This is a genomic window from Mesorhizobium sp. NZP2234 (genome assembly GCF_013170765.1).
GTDB classification, from domain to species: Bacteria; Pseudomonadota; Alphaproteobacteria; order Rhizobiales; family Rhizobiaceae; genus Mesorhizobium; species Mesorhizobium loti_D.
Window position 1 is genome coordinate 6,090,721 of sequence record NZ_CP033364.1, and the last position, 20,247, is coordinate 6,110,967.

Annotated in this window: 14 protein-coding genes and 1 tRNA gene; 6 read left to right on the forward strand and 9 right to left on the reverse strand. The window is 62.9% G+C overall.

The features are described 5' to 3' along the window. Position 1 precedes the first annotated feature (1 nt). The 3 genes from EB230_RS29525 to EB230_RS29535 all read right to left on the reverse strand — a co-directional run bounded on the left by EB230_RS29525 (position 2) and on the right by EB230_RS29535 (position 2,922). Positions 2-1,249, reverse strand: coding sequence for an FAD-binding oxidoreductase (locus EB230_RS29525; protein WP_056566137.1), 1,248 nt, complete (start codon positions 1,247-1,249; stop codon positions 2-4). 39 nt (positions 1,250-1,288) lie between these two features. Continuing rightward, on the reverse strand, positions 1,289-2,041 hold the full coding sequence (locus EB230_RS29530; RefSeq protein ID WP_172374464.1) for an SDR family oxidoreductase: 753 nt from the start codon (positions 2,039-2,041) through the stop codon (positions 1,289-1,291). A 200-nt stretch (positions 2,042-2,241) separates the two neighbouring features. Next, on the reverse strand, positions 2,242-2,922 hold the full coding sequence (locus tag EB230_RS29535) for a GntR family transcriptional regulator (RefSeq protein WP_056566131.1): 681 nt from the start codon (positions 2,920-2,922) through the stop codon (positions 2,242-2,244). A 180-nt stretch (positions 2,923-3,102) separates the two neighbouring features. Between EB230_RS29535 and EB230_RS29540 the strand changes: the two genes are divergently transcribed. Genes EB230_RS29540 through EB230_RS29555 form a run of 4 tightly spaced genes read left to right on the forward strand, consistent with a single transcriptional unit; the run spans position 3,103 to position 7,901 of the window. Then, entirely contained in the window at positions 3,103-3,891 is a 789-nt protein-coding gene (locus EB230_RS29540) for an aspartate/glutamate racemase family protein (protein WP_056566128.1), read from the forward strand. A 42-nt stretch (positions 3,892-3,933) separates the two neighbouring features. Beyond that, on the forward strand, positions 3,934-5,256 hold the full coding sequence (locus EB230_RS29545) for an FAD-dependent oxidoreductase (RefSeq protein WP_172374465.1): 1,323 nt from the start codon (positions 3,934-3,936) through the stop codon (positions 5,254-5,256). 34 nt (positions 5,257-5,290) lie between these two features. Next, positions 5,291-7,336 carry an FAD-dependent oxidoreductase gene (locus EB230_RS29550; protein WP_210261329.1) on the forward strand — a complete coding sequence of 682 codons (2,046 nt, stop codon included), beginning with the start codon at positions 5,291-5,293 and terminating at the stop codon, positions 7,334-7,336. A 37-nt stretch (positions 7,337-7,373) separates the two neighbouring features. Next, positions 7,374-7,901, forward strand: coding sequence for a hypothetical protein (locus EB230_RS29555; RefSeq protein ID WP_172374467.1), 528 nt, complete (start codon positions 7,374-7,376; stop codon positions 7,899-7,901). Positions 7,902-7,936: 35 nt separating this feature from the next. Here EB230_RS29555 and EB230_RS29560 read toward each other — a convergent pair whose 3' ends face one another. The 5 genes from EB230_RS29560 to EB230_RS29580 all read right to left on the reverse strand — a co-directional run bounded on the left by EB230_RS29560 (position 7,937) and on the right by EB230_RS29580 (position 11,805). Then, positions 7,937-8,866, reverse strand: coding sequence for a DMT family transporter (locus tag EB230_RS29560; RefSeq protein WP_172374468.1), 930 nt, complete (start codon positions 8,864-8,866; stop codon positions 7,937-7,939). A gap of 91 nt (positions 8,867-8,957) precedes the next feature. Beyond that, the gene (gene proC / locus EB230_RS29565; protein ID WP_348646675.1) at positions 8,958-9,797 is read right to left on the reverse strand and encodes a pyrroline-5-carboxylate reductase; all 840 of its coding nucleotides are present in this window, start codon (positions 9,795-9,797) and stop codon (positions 8,958-8,960) included. A 266-nt stretch (positions 9,798-10,063) separates the two neighbouring features. Then, complete coding sequence (locus tag EB230_RS29570; protein WP_172374469.1) at positions 10,064-10,747, reverse strand: hypothetical protein; 684 nt, start codon at positions 10,745-10,747, stop codon at positions 10,064-10,066. A gap of 168 nt (positions 10,748-10,915) precedes the next feature. After that, positions 10,916-10,992 (reverse strand) — tRNA-His (locus EB230_RS29575). A gap of 354 nt (positions 10,993-11,346) precedes the next feature. Further along, on the reverse strand, positions 11,347-11,805 hold the full coding sequence (locus tag EB230_RS29580; RefSeq protein WP_056566362.1) for a phasin: 459 nt from the start codon (positions 11,803-11,805) through the stop codon (positions 11,347-11,349). Between the two features lie 246 nt (positions 11,806-12,051). On the opposite strand from EB230_RS29580, the gene EB230_RS29585 reads away from it, so the two are divergent. Further along, positions 12,052-15,978 (forward strand): PAS domain S-box protein, encoded by a 3,927-nt coding sequence (locus tag EB230_RS29585; protein ID WP_172374470.1) that lies wholly within the window; start codon positions 12,052-12,054, stop codon positions 15,976-15,978. A 244-nt stretch (positions 15,979-16,222) separates the two neighbouring features. Here the strand turns inward: EB230_RS29585 and EB230_RS29590 are convergent, their stop codons facing one another. Next, a complete protein-coding gene (locus EB230_RS29590) occupies positions 16,223-18,193 on the reverse strand; it encodes an acetoacetate--CoA ligase (protein ID WP_172374471.1) in 1,971 nt (656 codons plus the stop codon). A gap of 198 nt (positions 18,194-18,391) precedes the next feature. On the opposite strand from EB230_RS29590, the gene EB230_RS29595 reads away from it, so the two are divergent. Next, complete coding sequence (locus EB230_RS29595; protein ID WP_056566114.1) at positions 18,392-20,245, forward strand: AsmA family protein; 1,854 nt, start codon at positions 18,392-18,394, stop codon at positions 20,243-20,245. Positions 20,246-20,247 lie beyond the last annotated feature (2 nt).

Here is a 20,247-nt window from a genome sequence, read left to right on the forward strand (position 1 = left end):
CTCAGAAACGCTCGGGCCGGAATGGAGTGAGGTCCACGGGTGGCGTTTCGTCGGCGGCCAGCGCCGCGACTATGCGGCCGGTCACGCAGCCGCTGGACATGCCTACGTGCTGATGGCCGAAAGCGAGGATTATCTCCGGGGTTCGCGGCGATCGGCCAATCACCGGCAGCGCATCCGGCATTGAGGGCCTGAAACCCATCCAGGTCGACGACGGACTTTCTCGCAGGTCGGGCAGGAAACGCCGGGCCGTGCGTTCCAGATAGGCGTGGCAAGCCGGATTGGGACCTTTGTCCAGTCCAGCCAGTTCGACCATGCCTGCGCAGCGGAGCCCCTCATTCATCGGCGTCATGGCAAAGCCGGCCGTGGCGCTGGAACAGGTGCGGCTGATGATACCGCCATGGCCGCCGAAGACGACGTGGTAGCCACGCTCCGTCTCGAGCGGAACAGGCGCAATCGTTGTGCCAAACAGCCGCCTGGAGTGCGCACCGGCGGAAAGCACCGCCTGGTCGACGACATGCGCCCGTACGCCCTTCAGAACCAGCTTGCCGGCCGTATTCTTGTCGATCGACGCAATGTCCTCACGCAGGAAAGTGCCGCCCTCGGCACAGAAATGCCTGGCCAGCGTTGCGCAGACGTCGACCGGGCTGAGATAGTGCAGGGCAGACTTGAAATAGAGCCCCTTGACGAAGACGGGCGCCAGGTTCGGTTCGAGCCGGCCGACCTCGGCGGCATCGATCTCCTCCATGTCGCCGGCAAGGTCCCTGTACATCTGGATTTCAGTGGAAAGATCGCGGCAGTCGGCCTCGTTTTCATAGAGATGCAGGTAGCCACCGCCCCGGATGAGGCTGTCCGCGCCGCTTTCCCTGAAAAGCGGCAAGGCGAATTCGAGATTGCGCGACAACAGCGAATGCAGGGCATGCGAAATCCTGGTCACTTCGTCATGCGAGCAGTGGCGCAGAAAGGATATCAGCCAAGGCATCATCCGCGGCGCATAGGCCCAGTTGATGCTGAGCGGACTGCCGCCGGAGAACATAAGCTTCAACAGGCGTCGCGGTATGGATGGACTGTTGACCGGGACGAAGGCATGCGGGGCGATTGCGCCCGCATTGCCGAAGGACGCGCCGGTGCCAGGCTCGTTGCGATCGAGCAGAGTGACCCTAAACCCTGCCTTCTGAAGATAGAGCGCCGAGGAGATCCCGACGATTCCAGCGCCCACGACGGCAATATGCGTGTCACCTGGTGCAGACATTGGCATGGTCCCTGGCGTCCATCGGTGAAGCGGGCGGCGTCAGGCCGCGGGTAAGCGCTGGAACATCTTGGTGCCGCCAACAACCTGGTGGGTCGGAACCACCTCGATCTGGGCGACGCATACATGCGGCGGGGTCGACAGCACATATTGGATGGCGTCCGCGATGTCCTGAGGCCATAGGCACTCGTAAGGGTCATACAGCATCGCGTCGGACTTGGCGTGATCGCCGTCGAACATCTCGGCGTGCATCCCAGTGCGCACGCGTCCCGGACGAACCTCTGTTACGCGCACATCGGTACCAAAGAGCTCCATCCTGAGGTTGGCGCTCATATTGTGGATGGCCGCCTTGGAAGCGCTGTACATGGGCTGCCCCGCCGACGGATAGGGCCCGGCCAGCGAGCCGATGTTGACGATATGCCCACGATTGCGCTCGACCATTCCCGGCACCACAGCCGACAATGCGTTGTGCACGCCGATGACGTTCACATCGATGATGCGCTGGGCCGAACTGGTCGGCACTGAATAGAGAGCTCCGGTGACCCCGAGAACACCGGCGGCGTTGACCAGGATGTCGATATGCTGTCCCGAGAAGGCCTCCTTGAGCGCGGCTGCGTCGGTGACATCCATGAAGACGGTTTTGACATTATCTATGCCCTTGAGGGCGTCTAGTTTCTCCTGGTTATTCGACAAAGCGACCGTTTCGACGCCATGGCTGCCCAACATCTTCACCAGAGCCGCGCCAATACCGCCGCTGCCGCCCGTAACGAGCGCCCGCATCCCCTTCTCGAGCATTCCGCGATCCCTTCCTTACATGCCTTTGGTGTGAAAGCAATGTTATTTGTTATATCACATAAACGTCAAGTGCAAATTTTCCGCTGCAGGAGCGTCCCTGACGGCACCGTGGACGAGCACGCCTAGCCGAGGCCGTCCCCAGCACCGCAAGGGGAGGCGTTGGCGGCGACGGGAATGATGAAAAACGCAGCGCGTCGGAGCTACCGCCCTTCGCTCACAGCCTCAAAAAACGCCTGGGAAGAAAATTCAATGTCGTGAGCGATCGCCTTCGCCACGGCTTCGGGATCCGCTTCCCTGATGGCACGGATGATGGCGATGTGATTGAGCACGCCATTGTCCGTCTTGGCGAAGTCCGGATAGATGATCTTGAGGTAGGAGCCGGTCCTCAGCCAGCAGCTTTCGATCATCTTGACCAGGAACGGCATACGGGCCGCTTCATAGATGCTGAAATGGAAGCTCCAGTTCAGCTCCGTCAGCAGCTGGTAGTTCTTTTGTTGATTTGCTTCAATAAGTTGGTCATTCAGCGCACCGATGGCGATGATGTCTTTCGAGGTCAGGTTGGGCATCGCCTCGCGCGCCGCCAGACTCTCCAGCGATATGCGCACCTTGGTCAGCTCGCGGATCTTCTCCGTATCCAACTGCGGGATATAAATCGAGCCGTTGTCGCCCAGTTCGAGCACGCCCTCGGCCGCCAGATTGAACAGCGCTTCGCGGGCCGGTGTCAGGCTCACGCCAAGCGAGGCGGCAACTGCCCGCATCGTCAGCTTTTCGCCTGGCTGGAAGAGACCCGCCATTATGGCGTGCCGCAATTGCTCGCGGACCCGAACGCCGAGCGTCTCGGTACGTGGAAAGGGAGAAAAATTGGCAAGCGCTTCGACCATTGGACCGTCCCTTGGCGTCATTCCCGGTCATGACATATATCGCGCCCGACCTATTGATAAAGAAAATTCGCTTCTTTCCGCCACTTGTCCAGAAATTTGTTCCCGGATTCGTCGGCGGAGTTGCAAAAGTTTTATAACATATTACACTTAGCGGCAACCCGGGAGCAGCGGAGCCGTGACGTGAGAATTTGCTGGATTCATCCAACCACCCGTAATGACGCCCTCGAACCGTTATGGGCGAAGCTCGACGAGGTGGTCCGGCCCGTGCTTAACAAGGAGACGGAACTGGAGTTCCGCTTTCTGCCCAGGAGCGGCAATTTCGTCCGCTCCCTCTATGCCGAGCACATCAACTCTGTCCACATCGTCGAGGCGGCCATGCAGGCCGAACAGGACGGTTTCGACGGCGTCTTCCTGGGCTGCTGGAACGACCCTCTGTGGGAAGCGCGCGAAGTGCTCGATGTCCCCGTTGCCTCCGTCAGCGAGCAGTCCATGCTCGCCGCACTTTCCCTGGGCAGGCGCTTCGCGGTGGTGACCGTCTCCCAGAAGACCTCCGTGTCGATCGAGAATGACCTGCTGGCCTATGGCCTCAGCGATCGTGCGATCACCCGGCCGGTGCGCAGCATAGCCCCCGAATCCGACGGCGATCTGCTGGCGGGAGCGGTCAACGACCCCTACAAGGAATTCATCCCGCGCGTCGAGCAGGTGGCGCAGGAATGCATTCGTGACGGCGCCGACGTCATCCTCATCGGCTGCGCCTATTATGGCCCGCTGCTGCGCGCCGCCGGCTACACGGAAATTCCTGGGACCGGCGTCCCTGTCGTCGATTCCAGCACCGTGGCGCTGAAGTATCTTGAGACGATGACCGACATCGCGCTGCAGACCGGCCTGGTCAAGAGTAGGCGCCTCCAGCTCAAGCCTCCCGCCAGGGATGCGCTCGACCGGGCCCGTCAAAGCCTGGCACTCGCATAATCTTATCCAGATCGCGCAATTCGAAACGTGAGCGTGCGTGCAATGTCCCTGGCAAGTCCGATCGACAGCGAACTGCAAGGCGTGGTGTGGAAACGCACCCTGAAGGAGCACGTGCATCGCTATCCCGCTCTTTCCGGCACCGAGGAAGCCGACCTGGTCGTTGTCGGCGCGGGATATTGCGGCCTCAACATCGCCATCCATGCCGCGAAGGCGGGGCTGAGCGTCGCGCTGGTCGAGGCCGGCATCGTCGGCAACGGCGCATCGGGCCGCAATGGCGGGTACAATGTCCCCCAATTCCCCGGCGCCATAACGCCATCGGCGGTCCAGGCGATGATCGGCCGAAAGAAAGGCGAGCGCCTTTCCGCCCTTGTCCTTGACGGCGCCGATGCCGTTTTCCGCCAGATCGAGGCCTACCAGATCAACTGCTCGGCGGTTCAGAACGGCTGGGTGCAGCCAGCCCATTCCGAGGCGTCGCTTGGAAAGGTCCGCCGGGTCTTCGACGAATGGAAGGCATGGGGCGCGGATATCTCCTGGCTTTCGGCGGCCGACGTCGCGGACCTCGTGGGAGCCTCCGGCTATCTGGGCGGCTGGTCGAATCCGAGCGGCGGCACGGTCAACCCCTACGGGCTGGCGATAGGCCTGGGCAGCGCCGCAAGCCAGCAGGGCGTCAGGATTTTCGAACGCAGCCCGGTCGATGGCATCGACGATACGCCCCAGGGCGCTGTGGTGCGCTGCGGGCCAAACCGCGTGCGCGCGCGCCGCGTGATCGTCGCGACCAACGCCTATACGGGTGACTTCCTGCCCGAGGTGCAGCGTTCGGTGGTGCCGGTCTATCTCTATCACGCCGCGACCAAGCCGCTTAGCCAGAAACTGCGCAAGGAGATATTGCACAGCGGCCTTTGCTTCACGGACCTGCGCAAATCGGGCGGCTTCGGCCGCCTCGACGACGACGGGAGGCTGATCTCGGGTGGCGCTGTCTTTGCCTTCGGCAACAAGCGCGCCTACGGCATTGCCCACGCCCGAAAGAGAATGCGGCTGCTCTTTCCCCAACTCACGGCCGCCGATGTCGAATTCGACGACTATTGGGAAGGGTATTGCGCGGTCACCGACAGCTACCTGCCGCGCATGCAGCGCCTCGGCCGCGAGGTGTTCTCCGTCGTCGGCTTCTCGACGCGAGGTGTAAACCTGGCGCAGAATCTGGGCCGGGTCGTGGGTGAATTCGCGGCCGGCAAGCTGGCGCTCGACGACATCCCGGTCGAGGTAGCCGAAACGCGCCGGGATGTTCCCTTCTGGCGGATCAAGGCGCGCGCCGCGCGGCTGGTCTTCCCTTACTATCAGGCGAAGGACCGGCTCGGACTGAGCTGAACTGGTCCTTCATATTCTCGATCCGGAGCGTGTGATGGCAAACTACGATGTTCTTTTCCAGCCGTTGCGGATTCGCAACCTGACAATCCGCAACCGATTTCTCTCCACCAGCCATGAACCGGGCTACGTGCTGGCCGGCGACATCACCGACCGTTACATCGCCTATCAGGCCGAGAAGGCCAAGGGCGGGGTCGGACTGACCCAGTTTGGCGGAGCCACGGCGGTCTCGGCCGAAAACTCATTCTACTATGGCCAGATCAACGGCTCCGTCGACAAGGTCATCCCTCAGTTCAGGAAGATGGCGGCGGCCATCCATGAACATGGCGCCCTGTGCACCGTGCAGTTGACGCATGGTGGGCGGCGCGAGCGCTGGGACCTGACCAACTGGTTGCCAACCTTCTCGGCCTCGCCACTGCGCGAGATCATCCACGGCACCTTTCCCGCGACCATGGAAGACCACGACATCCGCAGGACCATCGACAACTACGCAGCGGCCGCCGCGCGCGTTCGTGATGGGGACGTCGACGGTGTCGAGATATCCTGTCAGGCCGGTACGCTGATCGAGCAGTTTTGGTCGCCAGCCATGAACAACCGGACCGACGGATACGGCGGCACGTTGGCCAACCGTATGCGCTTTGGACTGGAGATTCTCGAGGCGGTGCGCCGCAGACTCGGCGACGACTACGTCATCGGCATCAGGATGCCGGGAGACGAGATGTTGAAGGGCGGCCTCTCGCAAGATGACTGCATCGAGATCGCCAAGACCTACGCGGGCAGCGGCCTGATCGACTTCATCAGCGTCGTGGCGGCCCAGGCGGTGGACTACCAGTCGGAAGCCAGGATCTGGCCGACCATGTGGGTGCCCTCCGCCGCCTACCTGCCCCTGGCCAAGGCCATTCGCGACGAGGTGAAGGACAAGGTCAAGATTTTCCACGCCGCGCGCATGACCGATGCAGCGACCGCGGAGCATGCGCTGAAGAGCGGCTCGGTGGATATGGTCGGCATGACGCGGGCGCTCATAGCCGACCCCTACCACATCAACAAACTGAAGGCGGGTGATGAAGAAAACATCCGTCCGTGTGTCGGCGTCGGCTACTGCGTGGACCGCGCCATCCGCGGCATCGACGCGCTGTGTGCGCACAATGTCGCGACCTCGCGCGAGGCCACGATCCCGCAGATCGTTCGCCCCGCCGAAACCCGCAAGAAGGTGATGGTCGTCGGCGGGGGCCCCGCCGGCATGGAGGCGGCGCGCGTCAATGCGCGGCGTGGCCACGAGGTCGTGCTCATGGAGGCCGCTGGCGAACTCGGCGGACAGCTTCTGCTGGCCGCCCGCGCGACCTGGCGCCGCGACCTCGCCGGCGTCACGACATGGCTGGCACGGCAGATGGATGTCCTGAAGGTCGATGTCAGGCTCAACACCTATGCGGAGGCCGACGAGGTGCTCGGCGAAAAACCAGACGCCGTGATCATCGCTACCGGCGGCCTGCCCAATGTCGGCCGCTTTGTCGGATCGGAACTCGCCGCCTCGGTGTGGGACGTCCTATCCGGCCAGAAGGCCGTTGGCGGCGATGTGCTGCTGGTCGACGAAAACGGAACCGCTTCGGCAGCTTCCTGCGCGGAGTTCGCCGCCGCGCAGGGCGCACGCGTCCGCATCATCACCCCCGACCGCGAATTCGGCCGCGAGATCGGCGGCACTAACCTCGGTGCCCATATGTCCGAACTCTACAAGCGCGACGTCCGTATCGAGACCGACACCCGGCTTCTCTCCTTGCGCAGGCAGGGCAACAAAGTCATCGCCGTCACCCAGAACACCTACAGCGACAAGACACGCGAACTGGAGCTGGACCACGTGATCGGCGACAACGGTACCTTGCCCAATGACGATGTCTACACCACACTGAAGCCGCTTTCGCGCAATCTGGGCGAGGTGGACCTGCGCGCGCTTGCCGATGCCCGCCCGCAGACCATCCTTACCAACCCCGACGGGCAATTCTCCCTATACAAGGTCGGCGATGCCTGGGCCTGCCGCAACCTGCACGCCGCCATGCTGGACGCCGCCCGCATCAGCCATCCCCTGTGAACCCGTTCCAGAGGCCGTCCGGAAGGAAACCGATTCGATGAGCACGATCACCCACGGAAACGTCGACTACCGGGTCGTTCCCCTCGAAAACTGTCTTGAGCTGGTGAAGCAGATTCAAGCGGCGGGTCGGCGCTGGCATTCCCATGTCCTGTCACCGGGGTGCGATTTCAACCCCTACGACGGCCTCTATGCCATAGTCGTAGAGGACGATGCCGACGGCGTGGTCTATATCGCCCCCTCGGACGGCTTTCCCGAGGTCGATAAGGTCTTCGTCAAGATGCTGCATGGCGACGATATTCTGGACGTGCAGGCGACGCTTGGCGAGAACGGCGAACTGGCAAGGACATCGGCGCTGCTTGCCCGCGTTGTCGAGATCAACAGCCAGGGCATTGCCTGGCACCACCACATGAACTTCCCCGACTGCGTTCTCAATCCGCACCGCGGACGTTGGGCGATCACCGTGGAAAGCGCCTCCGGCACGTTCTCGGAAAGTTACGAAGCCGAGCCGAAGTCGGTCCTGCGCGAGATCGAAGTGCTCTATTTCCGCAACTTGGCGAATGCCTGAACAGGCAGTGGCGGTTCCCTTGCCGTTGCCGCGCGTCAGGGCACGTCCCTGGGCACGGTGTCGGCGTCGAGCGGCTCCTGCCTGACGACCTTCCGGTGGAATATGAACAAGCCGGCAAAGACGATGATGCAGGCCCCGGCCAGAATCCGACTGCCCGGCACATCGCCGAAGACCAGGACGCCCAGCACGATGCCCCACAACAGCAGCGTGTATTGGAACGGAGCTAGCATGGACACCGGCGCCAGCTTGATTGCACGGGTGATCATCAGATGTGCCAGGCAACCGACGATGCCGAGCAGCAGCATTGAGGCCGCCTGAGCCGGTGACGGCGTGATCCAGTCGAAGACCGCGAAGGCCATGCCGCCGATCAGCGCTCCGGTCATCTGGAAAACGCCGAGCGTCGTGTCGCTGGTCCTCGACAGCACCTTGTTGAGCATCAGCGCAACCGAATAGGAAATGCTGCCGGCGATCGGATAGATCGCGTCGGGCGTAAGCGAGGCCGACGAAGGGTCAAGTGCGATGACGACCCCGCCAAAGCCGGCTAGGATGGCGAGCCAGCGCCGCCATCCTAGCCGCTCGCCGAGAAAGACGTGCGACATCGCCGCGACATAGATCGGGCCGGCCATGTAGAAAGTGAGGACGTCGGCCAGCGGAAGGTGCACGACCGCGGCGTAGAAGAGGCCGGAATCGATGGTTGCCAGCGCGACCCGCAACACATGCAGCACTGGCCGGTCGACCTTCCAGAAGATTGGATCACCCTGTTGGTAGAGCATTGGCCCGAGAATGACGAAGGAGCCGATCGCCCTTGATGCCAGCACCTGGCCGACGCTGAAACTGGCAACGAGGATCTTGCCGAGCGCATCGTTCAGGGCGAAGAAGAAATTACCGAGCAGCATCAGTGCGATACCGATCCAGATCGCGTTGGCGTTCGCCGGACTGATCAGTCTGTGGAAGAATGCCGCCATGCCGATTTTACGATCCTCTGGGTTACGCGCTTCACACCCTAGGACGGCAGCTGGGAAGCGAACCTCGCAGACGCGGGCGCCGGCGACGAACTCAATGCGCGCCGAGTTCGACCGAGCGGACGCGTGCTGCTTCCACCGTCCGCGCCAGCAGTGTATCGAGCCCGCCCTCACCCATCAGCACGGCGAGAGCAGCGGCGGTCGTCCCATTTGGGCTGGTGACCTGCCGGCGCAGTACGGCGGGGTCGTCGCTGCTTTTCCGAGCGAGCAGCCCTGCGCCATAAATCGTCTGCAGAACGAGATCCCGTGCCAGAGCGTCCGGAAGTCCGCCCGCTGTACCCGCCCGTTCCAAGCATTCGAGGAAGTGGAAGACATACGCTGGCCCGGAGCCCGAGACCGCCGTCACGGTGTGCATCAACGCCTCGTCGTCAATGAAGACGACCTTGCCGGCTGGAGACAAAAGCCGCTCCGCCAGATGCCTTTGCTGCTTGCTCGTCATGAGGTTGGCGCAGCAAACGAGCATGCCGGCCCCCACCGCGGCCGCCATATTCGGCATGCAGCGCACGATCGGCACGTCTGTCCCGACAACATCAGCCATTGCGGCGATCTCGATGCCTGCGGCTACCGAGAGGAAGAAGGCGCCGTCTTGCGCAAAACGGAGATAGGCCGGCAGCAGATCGCACAGATGTTGCGGCTTGACGGCGAAGACGATGGCTGCCGGATCAAACCCGGGCGGTAGTCCGCTGATATCGACGGAGGCCGTCGCGCCGATAGCCTCGGCGCGCTCCCGAAGCGCCACCACCGGCTCGACTATATGGGCCTTGACCATCCTTTCCCCTGGAAGCCACCCAGCCAGAAGAGCGTAGCCCATGTTGCCGCAGCCGACCATCAGCACGTCGATCGGCTTATCTGCTTGCCTGACAATTTCGGTCACTAGCCAGATCCTTCCTGAGTGAGCAAAAAATGTTATGACGAATTTGTTATAAAATCAACTCGGGCAATTCGGGCCGACCACATTCTCACCGCTCGATCAACAGGCACTGTATCGTGAGGTGGTTGCCTCCAACATTTACAGGCTCGTCGGTTCAAGCGAGATCGACGTGGTCAAGGCCGCGATGTACGAAATCGGCGCCAAGCTAGGCGCTGCGAAATTCACCGAGGTCACCTCGCCTTCCATTTTCGGAAAGCTTCGATGCCGCATTAGAATCCAGTCAGTCGGGAACGGTGGACGACTGCGTTTAGACTTGTCGCTGCATGAGAGATCGGCGAACGGATTCTTCTGTTCGGGTGAACCGAGATGACGATAGTAGTCGCCATAAAGGGTTCGCAAGTTCCCCATATTTCGGTTTCCAGTCGACGCCGAACGGTCTGGCCTCCCCTTCTCGGGTGCAATTCTGTCCAACCAATATTTATGCACCGCACGCGCGTCGTCGCGTGTGATCTCTCCCATTGGCTTGTCGCCGAAAAGGTGATGAAGACATCGACGCTCATTTGGCGCTTTGCCTTCCATCGTTTCTTCTGATCAGAACTTTTGGTGCGGAGTCCGTCGCGGACGATCTCGTCGAAATAGAGCTTCAGCGCTTCCGAAATCTTGTCGTCAGGACGGGACACAATGCCAGTAACAGCGTCAACCACGGGAGAGCTGGCAGGCTCTCCGATCGTGGCCTCGGCCCGCTGTAGGATGGTATCCAGCGGCTCGGCAACGAGGATGTCGGTGAGCGGCCGACAGACGAACCCTAGCGCCTCTGCACGCTTGATAGCGCGCTGGTAACGAATGTGCGCAGCTTTTGGGTTTCGCCCAACATAAGAGACGACCATAGCGTTGTCGGCGGCTTCGTGGAGATCGCGTGACGTACGCGCCTTCAAACGGTCAGTGGTGTCCAAGGCGCGGCGTACGAAAGCACCGCAACCATCGAGCTCTCGTAGCTCCTTTGGGACTCGTCGGTGGAAGCGGTCGCCCCTCTGTTGCAGAAAGCGATCAGCATGGCGCAAGCGCGAAATCAGATAGCGCTAATTTATGCAGCAGAACCAATAACTTGCGGAAGAAGCCGGTGGTACCGTTGGCTGGGATCGAACCAGCGACCTCCGGATCCACAATCCGGCGCTCTAACCAGCTGAGCTACAACGGCACATTTGCCTGGGCGTGATCTCGTCGGAAACGCGTTCCACTTGACCCACTCTGTCGTTCGGCGATGCGTCCTTACGGGCTTATGGATTTTAATTCAAGGCTTTTGCGAAGCAAAGACCACTTCCCCACATCTCGCCGCGTCGAGCAGTATCCCCCGGGCAAAGAAAAAGGCCGGCGGGAGGAGGTGCCGGCCTTTTCCTGTTACGAGCCAGCGGGAGGAGGAGCTGGCTGGTCACCCCGGGAGCAGAGGGAGGAGGTTCCACTCGCCGGGTATTCCTTGATGGCTGGCATCATACGCCTGATCAGTTTGAAGAAAATGCGACCTTTTGTTGCATCTCCTGATCCTGCGCAAATATTAGGCAGCCTTAATGTCCTTGATCGCCTTCTCGAAGGCGGTCTTGATCGGCTTGGAGACGTCTTCGGCCGCCTTGGAAGCGACAGCCTGCAACTCCTTGGCCTGCTCGACCGACAACTCGACGCGCTTGCGCAGGAAGGCGGTCTGCAGTTCGATGACTTCCGACAGCGACTTGGCGCCGATAAGGGCTTCGAGATGCGAGAAACCGGCTTCGGCATTGGCGCGCAGTGCCGCGATGGTCTTGAGCGACAGGTCGCTGGAAACGGTCTTGGCGGTCTCGTAGGTCGACTCCAGAGCCTTCTGGGTCTCCTCGGCGCCGGTCTTGAGCTTGGCATAGGCCTCTTTCGACTGCTCAACGCCCTTTTCGGCGAAAGCGCGGATCTGGTCGGTGGCCTTGGAAGCGTCGAAGCTCGGGAATTCAACGTTTTCGATGGTCTCGGCAGTCTTGGTCCTGGACATTTTCCATCCTTTCAGCGGCAGCGGCTTTGACAGAAAGCCGTCTCGTTCATGTATGGTGGCAATATAAAGGCAAATTTTGTGCATTGCAATATCTTTGTTGCAGTGCACAAAAAATCTTTTGGGCCGTTAACCAAGAGCCCAAATTCCAGCCTTTGCACGTTCTGGCTTGTGGACCTTCATGGCTGCGGCTTTTATTAACAAAGCGTTAACTGCAATTTCGCCGCTCCGTGAGGGTTCGCCAAGCGCATGCCGTCCGAATATTCCTTCCTCGACGTCGCCGTGCTCGACGCGGTCCGCCAGCGCTTTGCCGCCGGCGACGCGATCGCGATCCTGTCGGGGGACCTGGAGCAGGTGATCTGGGCCAACGGGCCGGGCGCAGCCGTGTTCGGCTACCCCGACATTGAAGCGATCATCGGCGCCTCGGCGCGGCTGCCGCTGATCGCCCGCCGCCAGATCATGGCCACCAGCGGCTTTCCCGAGATCGGCAGCGACCGCGCCATCATGGTGCGGCTGGCAACGGGAATGACCAGCCGCGCTGTCAGCTTCCTTGCCAGTGCCGTGACGCTGCCCGATGGCGAGAAGGCGATCATGCTGGCGGTACCGGCCGCGCAGACAGGCTCGCGTAGTGCCGCCGAGATCGCCAGCCGGGCGATCGGCGGCTTCACCGAAGACGGCCATTTCATCGCCTTCATCGACGCGGGGGGCAATGTCGAGGCGGCATCGGACGGGTTTTCGAGGCTCGGCATCCAGCCCGCGACGCTGGCCGCCCTGGTGGCGGACGTGACCGCCGAAGGCGAGCGTATCGTCAAGCGCCTCGTTCCGGGCGGCAGCACCTCCTACCCGGCCGGCCTCGCGCGGCTGACGCCTGAGCGGCATCTCCTTGTGGTGATCGACGAGGATCAGCTCGAGGACAACATGCCTGCCGCAGAAGCTCCGGCGGACGGACGGTCCGAAGCGACGGAAAGCCGCGCCAACCGGATTGGCGGCGCGACAACAGCGGCCAAGAGCTTTTCCGCGGAATCCGAGTCCCACCAGGACAATCAGCCGCCGGCGGATGTTTCAAAGACAAAGGCGATCGAGGGACTGACGGGCAATGCCGCGCCCGAGCAGCCGCCAGCCCTCCCTCCAACCGGGCCAGCGCCAGCTGCCGCCGACAATGATCAGCCGGTGGCGGACCGCACGACTGCACAGCATGATCATTGGTACTTCAATGCCGGTGAGGACGACGCGCCCGCCGCGCCGGAGCCGAAGGCCGTGGCCGAAGCAATCGGCACCGAGGCTTCGGCGGACAGCGCGAAAAGGGACGAGGCCGCCTCCCCGACCGCATCGGCCACAGCCCCAACTCGCACCATAGATCGCTCGGCGGCACCGCTGCGCTTTGTCTGGCGCACCGACGCCGAGGGCAGGTTCAGCGCGCTGTCGCCGGAATTCGCCGACATCGTCGGCAAGCCGGCCGCCGACGTAATCGGCCGGCGTTTCAGGGATGTCGCGGCGACCTTCGGCCTTGACGCGTCCGGCGAGATAGCCGGCCTGCTGGAGCGACGCGACACCTGGTCAGGCCGCTCCGTGCTGTGGCCCGTGGTCGGCACCGACCTCAAGATTCCCGTCGACCTCGCGGCTTTGCCTGTCTATGGCCGCAGCCGCGCCTTCGAAGGTTTTCGCGGCTTCGGCGTTGCCCGCGCCAGCGACGCAGTCGTCGATCCGGAAGCGATCGGCATGGCCCTCGTACCCAATGGCCAGGCCTCAGCTTCGTCCGTACCGGAAACCGTCGAAGCTCCCACTGAAGAGCCAAAGACCGAGGAGCCGAACGCGGCGGACCCGTTCAAGGGCGAGGTGCCGGCGCTGACCATCGTGCCAAAACAGGAGCGGCGCTTTGCCGACAAGGTCATCCGGCTGGCCGAACACCGGCAACCGGCCAATGACAAGGGACTGTCGACGCTGGAGCGCAGCGCCTTCCGTGAGATCGGCGAGCGGCTGAAGAAGGAGAGCGCGCCGGCCGAGCCGCCGGAAACCGAAAAGCCCGGCATCGAAAGCCCGACGGAACCGGCGATCAAGACGCCGGCTGAGCCCACGGCGGAGGCCCCGGCCGCGAAGACAGAGGCTTCGATCGAACCCGCCGGCGAGATCGCGGCGACACATGATGCCGTGCCGGATCAGGAGGATGCGGCGCTGGCCGAGCCATCCGAGACCGATGCCGAGGACGAGGCCGATCTCGCACGACTTGATGGCGGTCACCCGGACGAAGTGAATGATGAGGAGCCCGTCAGCACCTTGCCAGGTGTGAGCGGCTCGTTGCTCGACTACGCCGACCGGAACGATGAATCCGGTCCTGTCGCGAACAATGACGAGCCCCCGGTTTCAGAACCCGCGGTGGCGGAACCGCAGGGGACCGAGCCGGTCGCGGCCGAAGGACCTGATACCAAAGACACCACGCATGCTGCCGTCGAGGATGACGACAGCATGACATCGGCTGATTTTCGCGATGCCGAGGACAATGAGGACTGGGCCGGCGGCGAGGAAGCCGCGGCCGCTGATGAGCAGGCCGCCGCACTCACCGGTGAAGCCGCCAGTGCAGCCGACACCGTCGAGAGCGCGGCTGAACGTCCTCGCTTGCGGGTGCCGCCGCTCAAGACCGAAGGGTTCGTGCCATCGGCTTTTTCCGTCGGCGACGAAAGCAAGGCTCCGGACACCTTGCTGCTCGGCAAGCTGCCGGTGCCGCTGCTCATTCATTCGGGCGACCAGTTGCACTATGCGAACGAGGAGTTCCTGAACCTGACCGGTTACGCAGCACTCGAGGACCTCGCTGATGCCGGCGGCCTGGGCGCGCTGTTTGCCGACCCCTATGGGGATGACGGCGCCTCCGACGGGAGCGACCGGACGCTGCGGCTGAAGACGCGCGACGGCCAGGAATTCCCGATCGACGCCATCCTGCGCTCCGTGCCCTGGCGAGACGGCAAGGCCCTGATGCTGGTCGTGCGCCGTTCCGGCGAGGATGACGCGCCTGTGGCCCTGCACGTGGTGGGCGAGGAGCCGACGCAGCCCGACATTTCCGAACTCAAGGCACGCATCGCCGAGATGCGCACCATCATCGACACCGCCACCGACGGCGTCGTGCTGATCGGCAGCGACGGCACCATCCGTTCGATCAGCCGCCCGGCCGAAGCGCTGTTCGGCTTCGACAGCGACGAGGTGACCGGCAAGCCATTCGCCTCGCTGTTTGCCATCGAGAGCCAGCGCGCGGCTCGCGACTATCTCATCGGCCTGTCCGAGCCCGGTGTGGCAAGCGTGATGAATGACGGTCGCGAGGTGATCGGGCGCGAAGCACAGGGGCGCTTCATCCCGCTGTTCATGACCATCGGCCGGCTGCCCAACGACAGCGGCTTCTGTGCCGTGGTGCGAGACATCACGCAGTGGAAGCGAGCGGAAGAGGATTTGACGCAAGCACGCGCGGTGGCCGAACGGGCATCCTCGCAGAAGACCGATTTCCTGGCTCGCATCAGCCACGAGATCCGCACGCCGCTCAATGCCATTATCGGCTTTTCCGAATTGATGGTCGACGAGAAGTTCGGGCCGGTCGCCAATGACCGCTACCGCGACTATCTGCGTGACATCAACCGCTCGGGCAACCATGTGCTCGACCTGGTCAACGACTTGCTCGACATCTCTAAGATCGAAGCCGGCCAGCAGGAAATGGCCTATGAGGCGGTGTCGCTCAACGACACGCTGGCCGAGACCGTGGCGATGATGCAGCCGCAGGCCAACCGCGAACGCGTCATCATCCGCTCAAGCTTCGCCTCGCGGCTGCCGGAAGTGGTGGCGGATCTGCGTTCCGTGCGCCAGATCGCGCTCAACATCCTGTCGAACGCCATCCGCTACACCCAGGCCGGCGGCCAGGTGATCGTCTCGACCGCGTACGAGACCTCGGGCGATGTCGTCATGCGGGTGCGCGACACCGGTATCGGCATGAGCCAGGCCGAGATCGAACAGGCGCTCAAGCCGTTCAAGCAGATCAATGCGCTGAAGCGCGGGCGCGGCGACGGCACCGGGCTCGGCCTGCCGCTGACCAAGGCGATGGTGGAAGCAAACCGTGCTCGCTTCACCATCAATTCGACACCCGGCGAAGGCACGCTCGTCGAGGTCGCTTTTCCCTCGACCAGGGTGCTCGCGGAATAGCGGCTCCAAAAGAAAAGGCGCCCAAAGGACGCCTTAAGAGATGGGATTGCTGTCACAACGGGGGCTTGAGCGAATCAGATCCTCCGGGGGCTGAGGAACGGGATTTCTCCCTCAAGTTACATGCGACTATCGGGGTCGGGCCTTAACAAGTCCTTACCGGGTCGCCAAAAAATTTACGAATGTGTACCACTCGTGAAATCTAGGTAAATTCCCGAGACATGATCCGTTAACCATGACGGGCCGGTCATTCGGCAAGCTGCGGCAGGTTGCGGAACAGCTCCAGCGCCTCCGGGTTGGCAAGCGCTTCCTTGTTCTTGATGGCGCGCCCATGCACCACGTCGCGCACGGCGAGTTCGGTTATCTTGCCAGACTTGGTGCGGGGAATGTCCGGCACGGCGACGATCCTGGCCGGGACATGGCGGGGGCTCGCGCCGCCGCGGATCTTGGCACGAATGCGTTTTTCCAGATCCTCGTCCAACTGGACGCCCACGGCCAGCCGCACGAACAGCACGACGCGCACATCATTGTCGAAATCCTGTCCGATGCACAGCGCTTCCAGGATTTCCGGCATCTGTTCGACCTGGTTGTAGATCTCCGCCGTGCCGATCCGCACGCCGCCCGGGTTGAGCGTGGCGTCCGAGCGGCCGTGGATGATCATGCCGCCGTGCTCAGTCCATTCGGCGAAATCGCCATGGCACCACACATTGTCGAAACGCTCGAAATAGGCCGCCTGGTATTTCTTGCCGTCGGGGTCGTTCCAGAAACCGATCGGCATGGACGGAAAGGCCTTGGTGCAGACCAGTTCGCCCTTCTCCTGCCGGATCGGCTTGCCGTCGTCATCCCAGACATCGACGGCAAGGCCAAGGCCAGGACCCTGGATTTCGCCGGCCCAGACCGGCTCGGTCGGCACGCCGAGCACGAAACACGAGACGATGTCGGTGCCGCCGGAAACCGAAGCCAGATGCACGTCCTTCTTGATGCCTTCGTAGACGAAGCGGAAATCCTCGGGCGACAGTGGCGAACCGGTGGAGGATATCGCCCGCACGGTCGACAGATCGTGACTGCCGATCGGCTTGAGACCGGCCTTGCGCACGGAATCGATAAACTTCGCCGAGGTGCCGAAGAAGGTCATCTTCTCGACGTCGGCGAAGTCGAACAGGACATTGCCGTTGGGATAGAAGGGAGAACCGTCATAGAGCAGCAGCGTCGCACCGGACGCGAGGCCCGACACCAGCCAGTTCCACATCATCCAACCGCAGGTGGTGAAATAGAAGAAGCGATCGCCGTCGACGAGCCCGGCATGCAGCCGATGCTCCTTGACATGCTGGATCAGCGTCCCGCCGGCCGAATGGACGATGCATTTGGGAATGCCCGTGGTTCCGGATGAAAACAGGATGTAGAGCGGATGCGAAAACGCCAGCCGCTCGAAGGTGACGGGCTTGACGGCGAAGGGCGCCAGCGCCTCCTCCATCGCCATGGCCTTGTCGATGACCGCGGCCACATCGACCGAGGTGCCGAGATAATCGACGAGCAGAACCTTGCTGACACTGCCGAGCTTGGCCGCGACCGCCGCGACCTTGTCGGCGACCTCGATCGCCTTGCCATTGTACCAATAGCCGTCGGGCGCGATGAAGATGACGGGCTCGATCTGGCCGAAGCGGTCGAGCACGCCCTGCTCGCCGAAATCGGGTGAGCAGGATGACCACACCGCGCCGATCGAGGCCGCCGCCAGCATCGCCGCGACGGTTTCCGGCATGTTGGGCATCATCGCGGCGATACGGTCGCCTTTCTTCACCTTGAGCGACAGGAAAAGCTGCTGCAGACGCGAGACCAGGCCATGCAGCTCATTCCAGGACAGCCGCCGCTCGACCTTGTCCTCGCCGCGAAAGACAATCGCCTCGCCGGCACCGGTCTTCTTCAGCAGGTTCTCGGCGAAATTCAGCGTCGCGTCGGGGAAGAAGGCAGCGCCGGGCATCTTGTCGCCATCGGCCAGCACGCGCTCGCTCCCATTGGTCCATTTGTCGCCGACAAGGCCGGAAAAGTCCCACATCAGGCTCCAGAACGTCTCGCGATCCTCGATCGACCAGCGGTGAAGGTCGGTATAGGAGGAGAACGTGGCGCCGGCTTTCGCCTCCGCGGCCTTCAGGAAAGCCGTCAGTGGCGAAGCTTCGATCCGGTCTTGCGTCGGGGTCCAGAGCGGTACTTCTGCAGCCATGATCGATCCTCCCACGGTCGTCATCGCTTATGCATATCGCAGCGCAGCAGAGCAAGATTTTGTTGGGCCGAGGCGACCAGGTGTGCGCAAATGCCATCGCCGGGCCATAAAGACTTGAAATGCCTCAGTCCTAAGTCGTAGTGACGACTGGGGCACACCCGTCGGGCGATTAATCGGAACGGAAGCATATAGGGCGAGATGCCATCATCCTTGATCCGCCGCGGAGTATGGGCGATCGGCGCTGCCGTGATCGTCATTGCTCTGGTGGTCGCCGCGCTGCCGCTGATCGCCTCGACGCGCATCGTGCGCGACCGCATTGCCTGGGAAATGAGCGCCTGGAGCGGCTTCCGGGTCGCCATCGAAGGCTCGCCGCGTATCGAGGTCTGGCCGAAATTCCGGGCAATCCTGACCGATGTGACGCTGTCCAAGTGGACGGATACCGATGCACCGCCGGTCGTCGAGGCCGAACGGGTGGAAATCGACCTCTCGGCCATGGCTGCATTGCAGGGCGACGTGGCGTTTTCCACGGCGCGACTGGTGCGTCCGACGATCCGCGTGCAGCGCACGACCGATGGCCTGTTCCTGCCCACCGCGCCGACGGGCGGGCGCATCGCGCGCTCCATCGACACGGCGCGCGGCGTGGTCAGTGCCGATCCCGCCAAGCCCGACCTCGACAAGCTGCCGACCGACGCCTTCGGCACGGTCGAGTTCAGGGACGGCCGCATGGTTGCTTCCGTGAACGGCAAGGACGTGGAAATCCTCAGCAGCCTTAGCGGCCAGGCGACCTGGGCGGCGATGAACAGCAATGCGACATTGTCGGCAACCGGTATCTGGCGTGGCGAAAGCGTCGCCCTGGACGCGGCCTCGCCGAAGCCGCTGGTGCTGTTTGCCGGGGGCATGGCGCCGCTCACCCTGTCCTTCAAGGCAGCGCCCGCCACCTTCTCCTTCGACGGCACCGCCAACATGTCCCAGAACGCCTATTTCGACGGCCAGGTGAAGTTCGCGGCACCTTCGCTGCGCCGCGTGTTGGAATGGTCGCAGGCCGGTATCGCGCCGAGCGCGGCGATCGGTTCCGTCAGCATTTCCAGCAAGGTCACGGCGTCGGCCGGTCGCGTCAAATTCGAGAACACCGCGCTCACGCTGGACAACAATCCGGGTATGGGCGCGCTGGACCTGTCGCTTGGCGACGCCCAGCCGGTGATATCTGGCACGCTCGCCTTCGATACGCTCGACCTCAGATCGTTCCTGTCCGCCTTCACGCCGCTGGGGCCGGCAAGCGGGGCTGGACCGGGTGACGTCGACACAAGCTTCGCCGATCGGGTCAATCTCGATCTCAGACTGTCGGCGGCGCATGCCACGGCTGGCAGTATCCAGCTTGCCGACGTCGCCGCCACCGCCCAGGTCAAGGACGGTCTTTCCGTCTTCGATATCTCCGACGCGTCGGCCTTTGGCGGCAACATCCAGACCAGCCTTCGTTTCGACCGCAAGCCCGAGGGAACACAGGTCGAGATCCGGCTGCTTGCTTCCGATGTCGACGGCGGGGCGTTCGGTACGGCCGCCGGAATGACCCGGCTGGTGCCGGTTGGCACGGGCACCGTTTCGGTCATCCTCAAGGGACCGGGCAGGACCTGGGATTCGATCTTTGAAAACGCCGATGGCTCGGTCTCGGCGACCTTCGGCCCCGGCGCGCTCAGCAAGTTCAACCTGGCGGCCTTTCTCAAGCATACCGAACAGGGCGGCTTCTTCGCGCTCGACGATGTTTCGGACGGAACACTGCCGATCGACGGCGCCGAAGTGAAGGCGACCATTTCGCGCGGCGTGGCGAGGCTGGACAAGGCCGAGGCCAATTCGGCGAAATACAAGATCTGGCTTTCCGGCATCGCCTCCTATGCGGGGCGTGGGCTGGCACTGTCGGGCGGCGTCATCCAACCTGACCAGGCGGCGGCGCAGAAGAACGGCCAGCAGGGGCCCAACCAGTCGTCCTTCTTCGTCGGCGGAACCTGGAGCACGCCGTTCATTTCCCCGATAAGCCGCGGCGTTTCGGGCGAATAGTA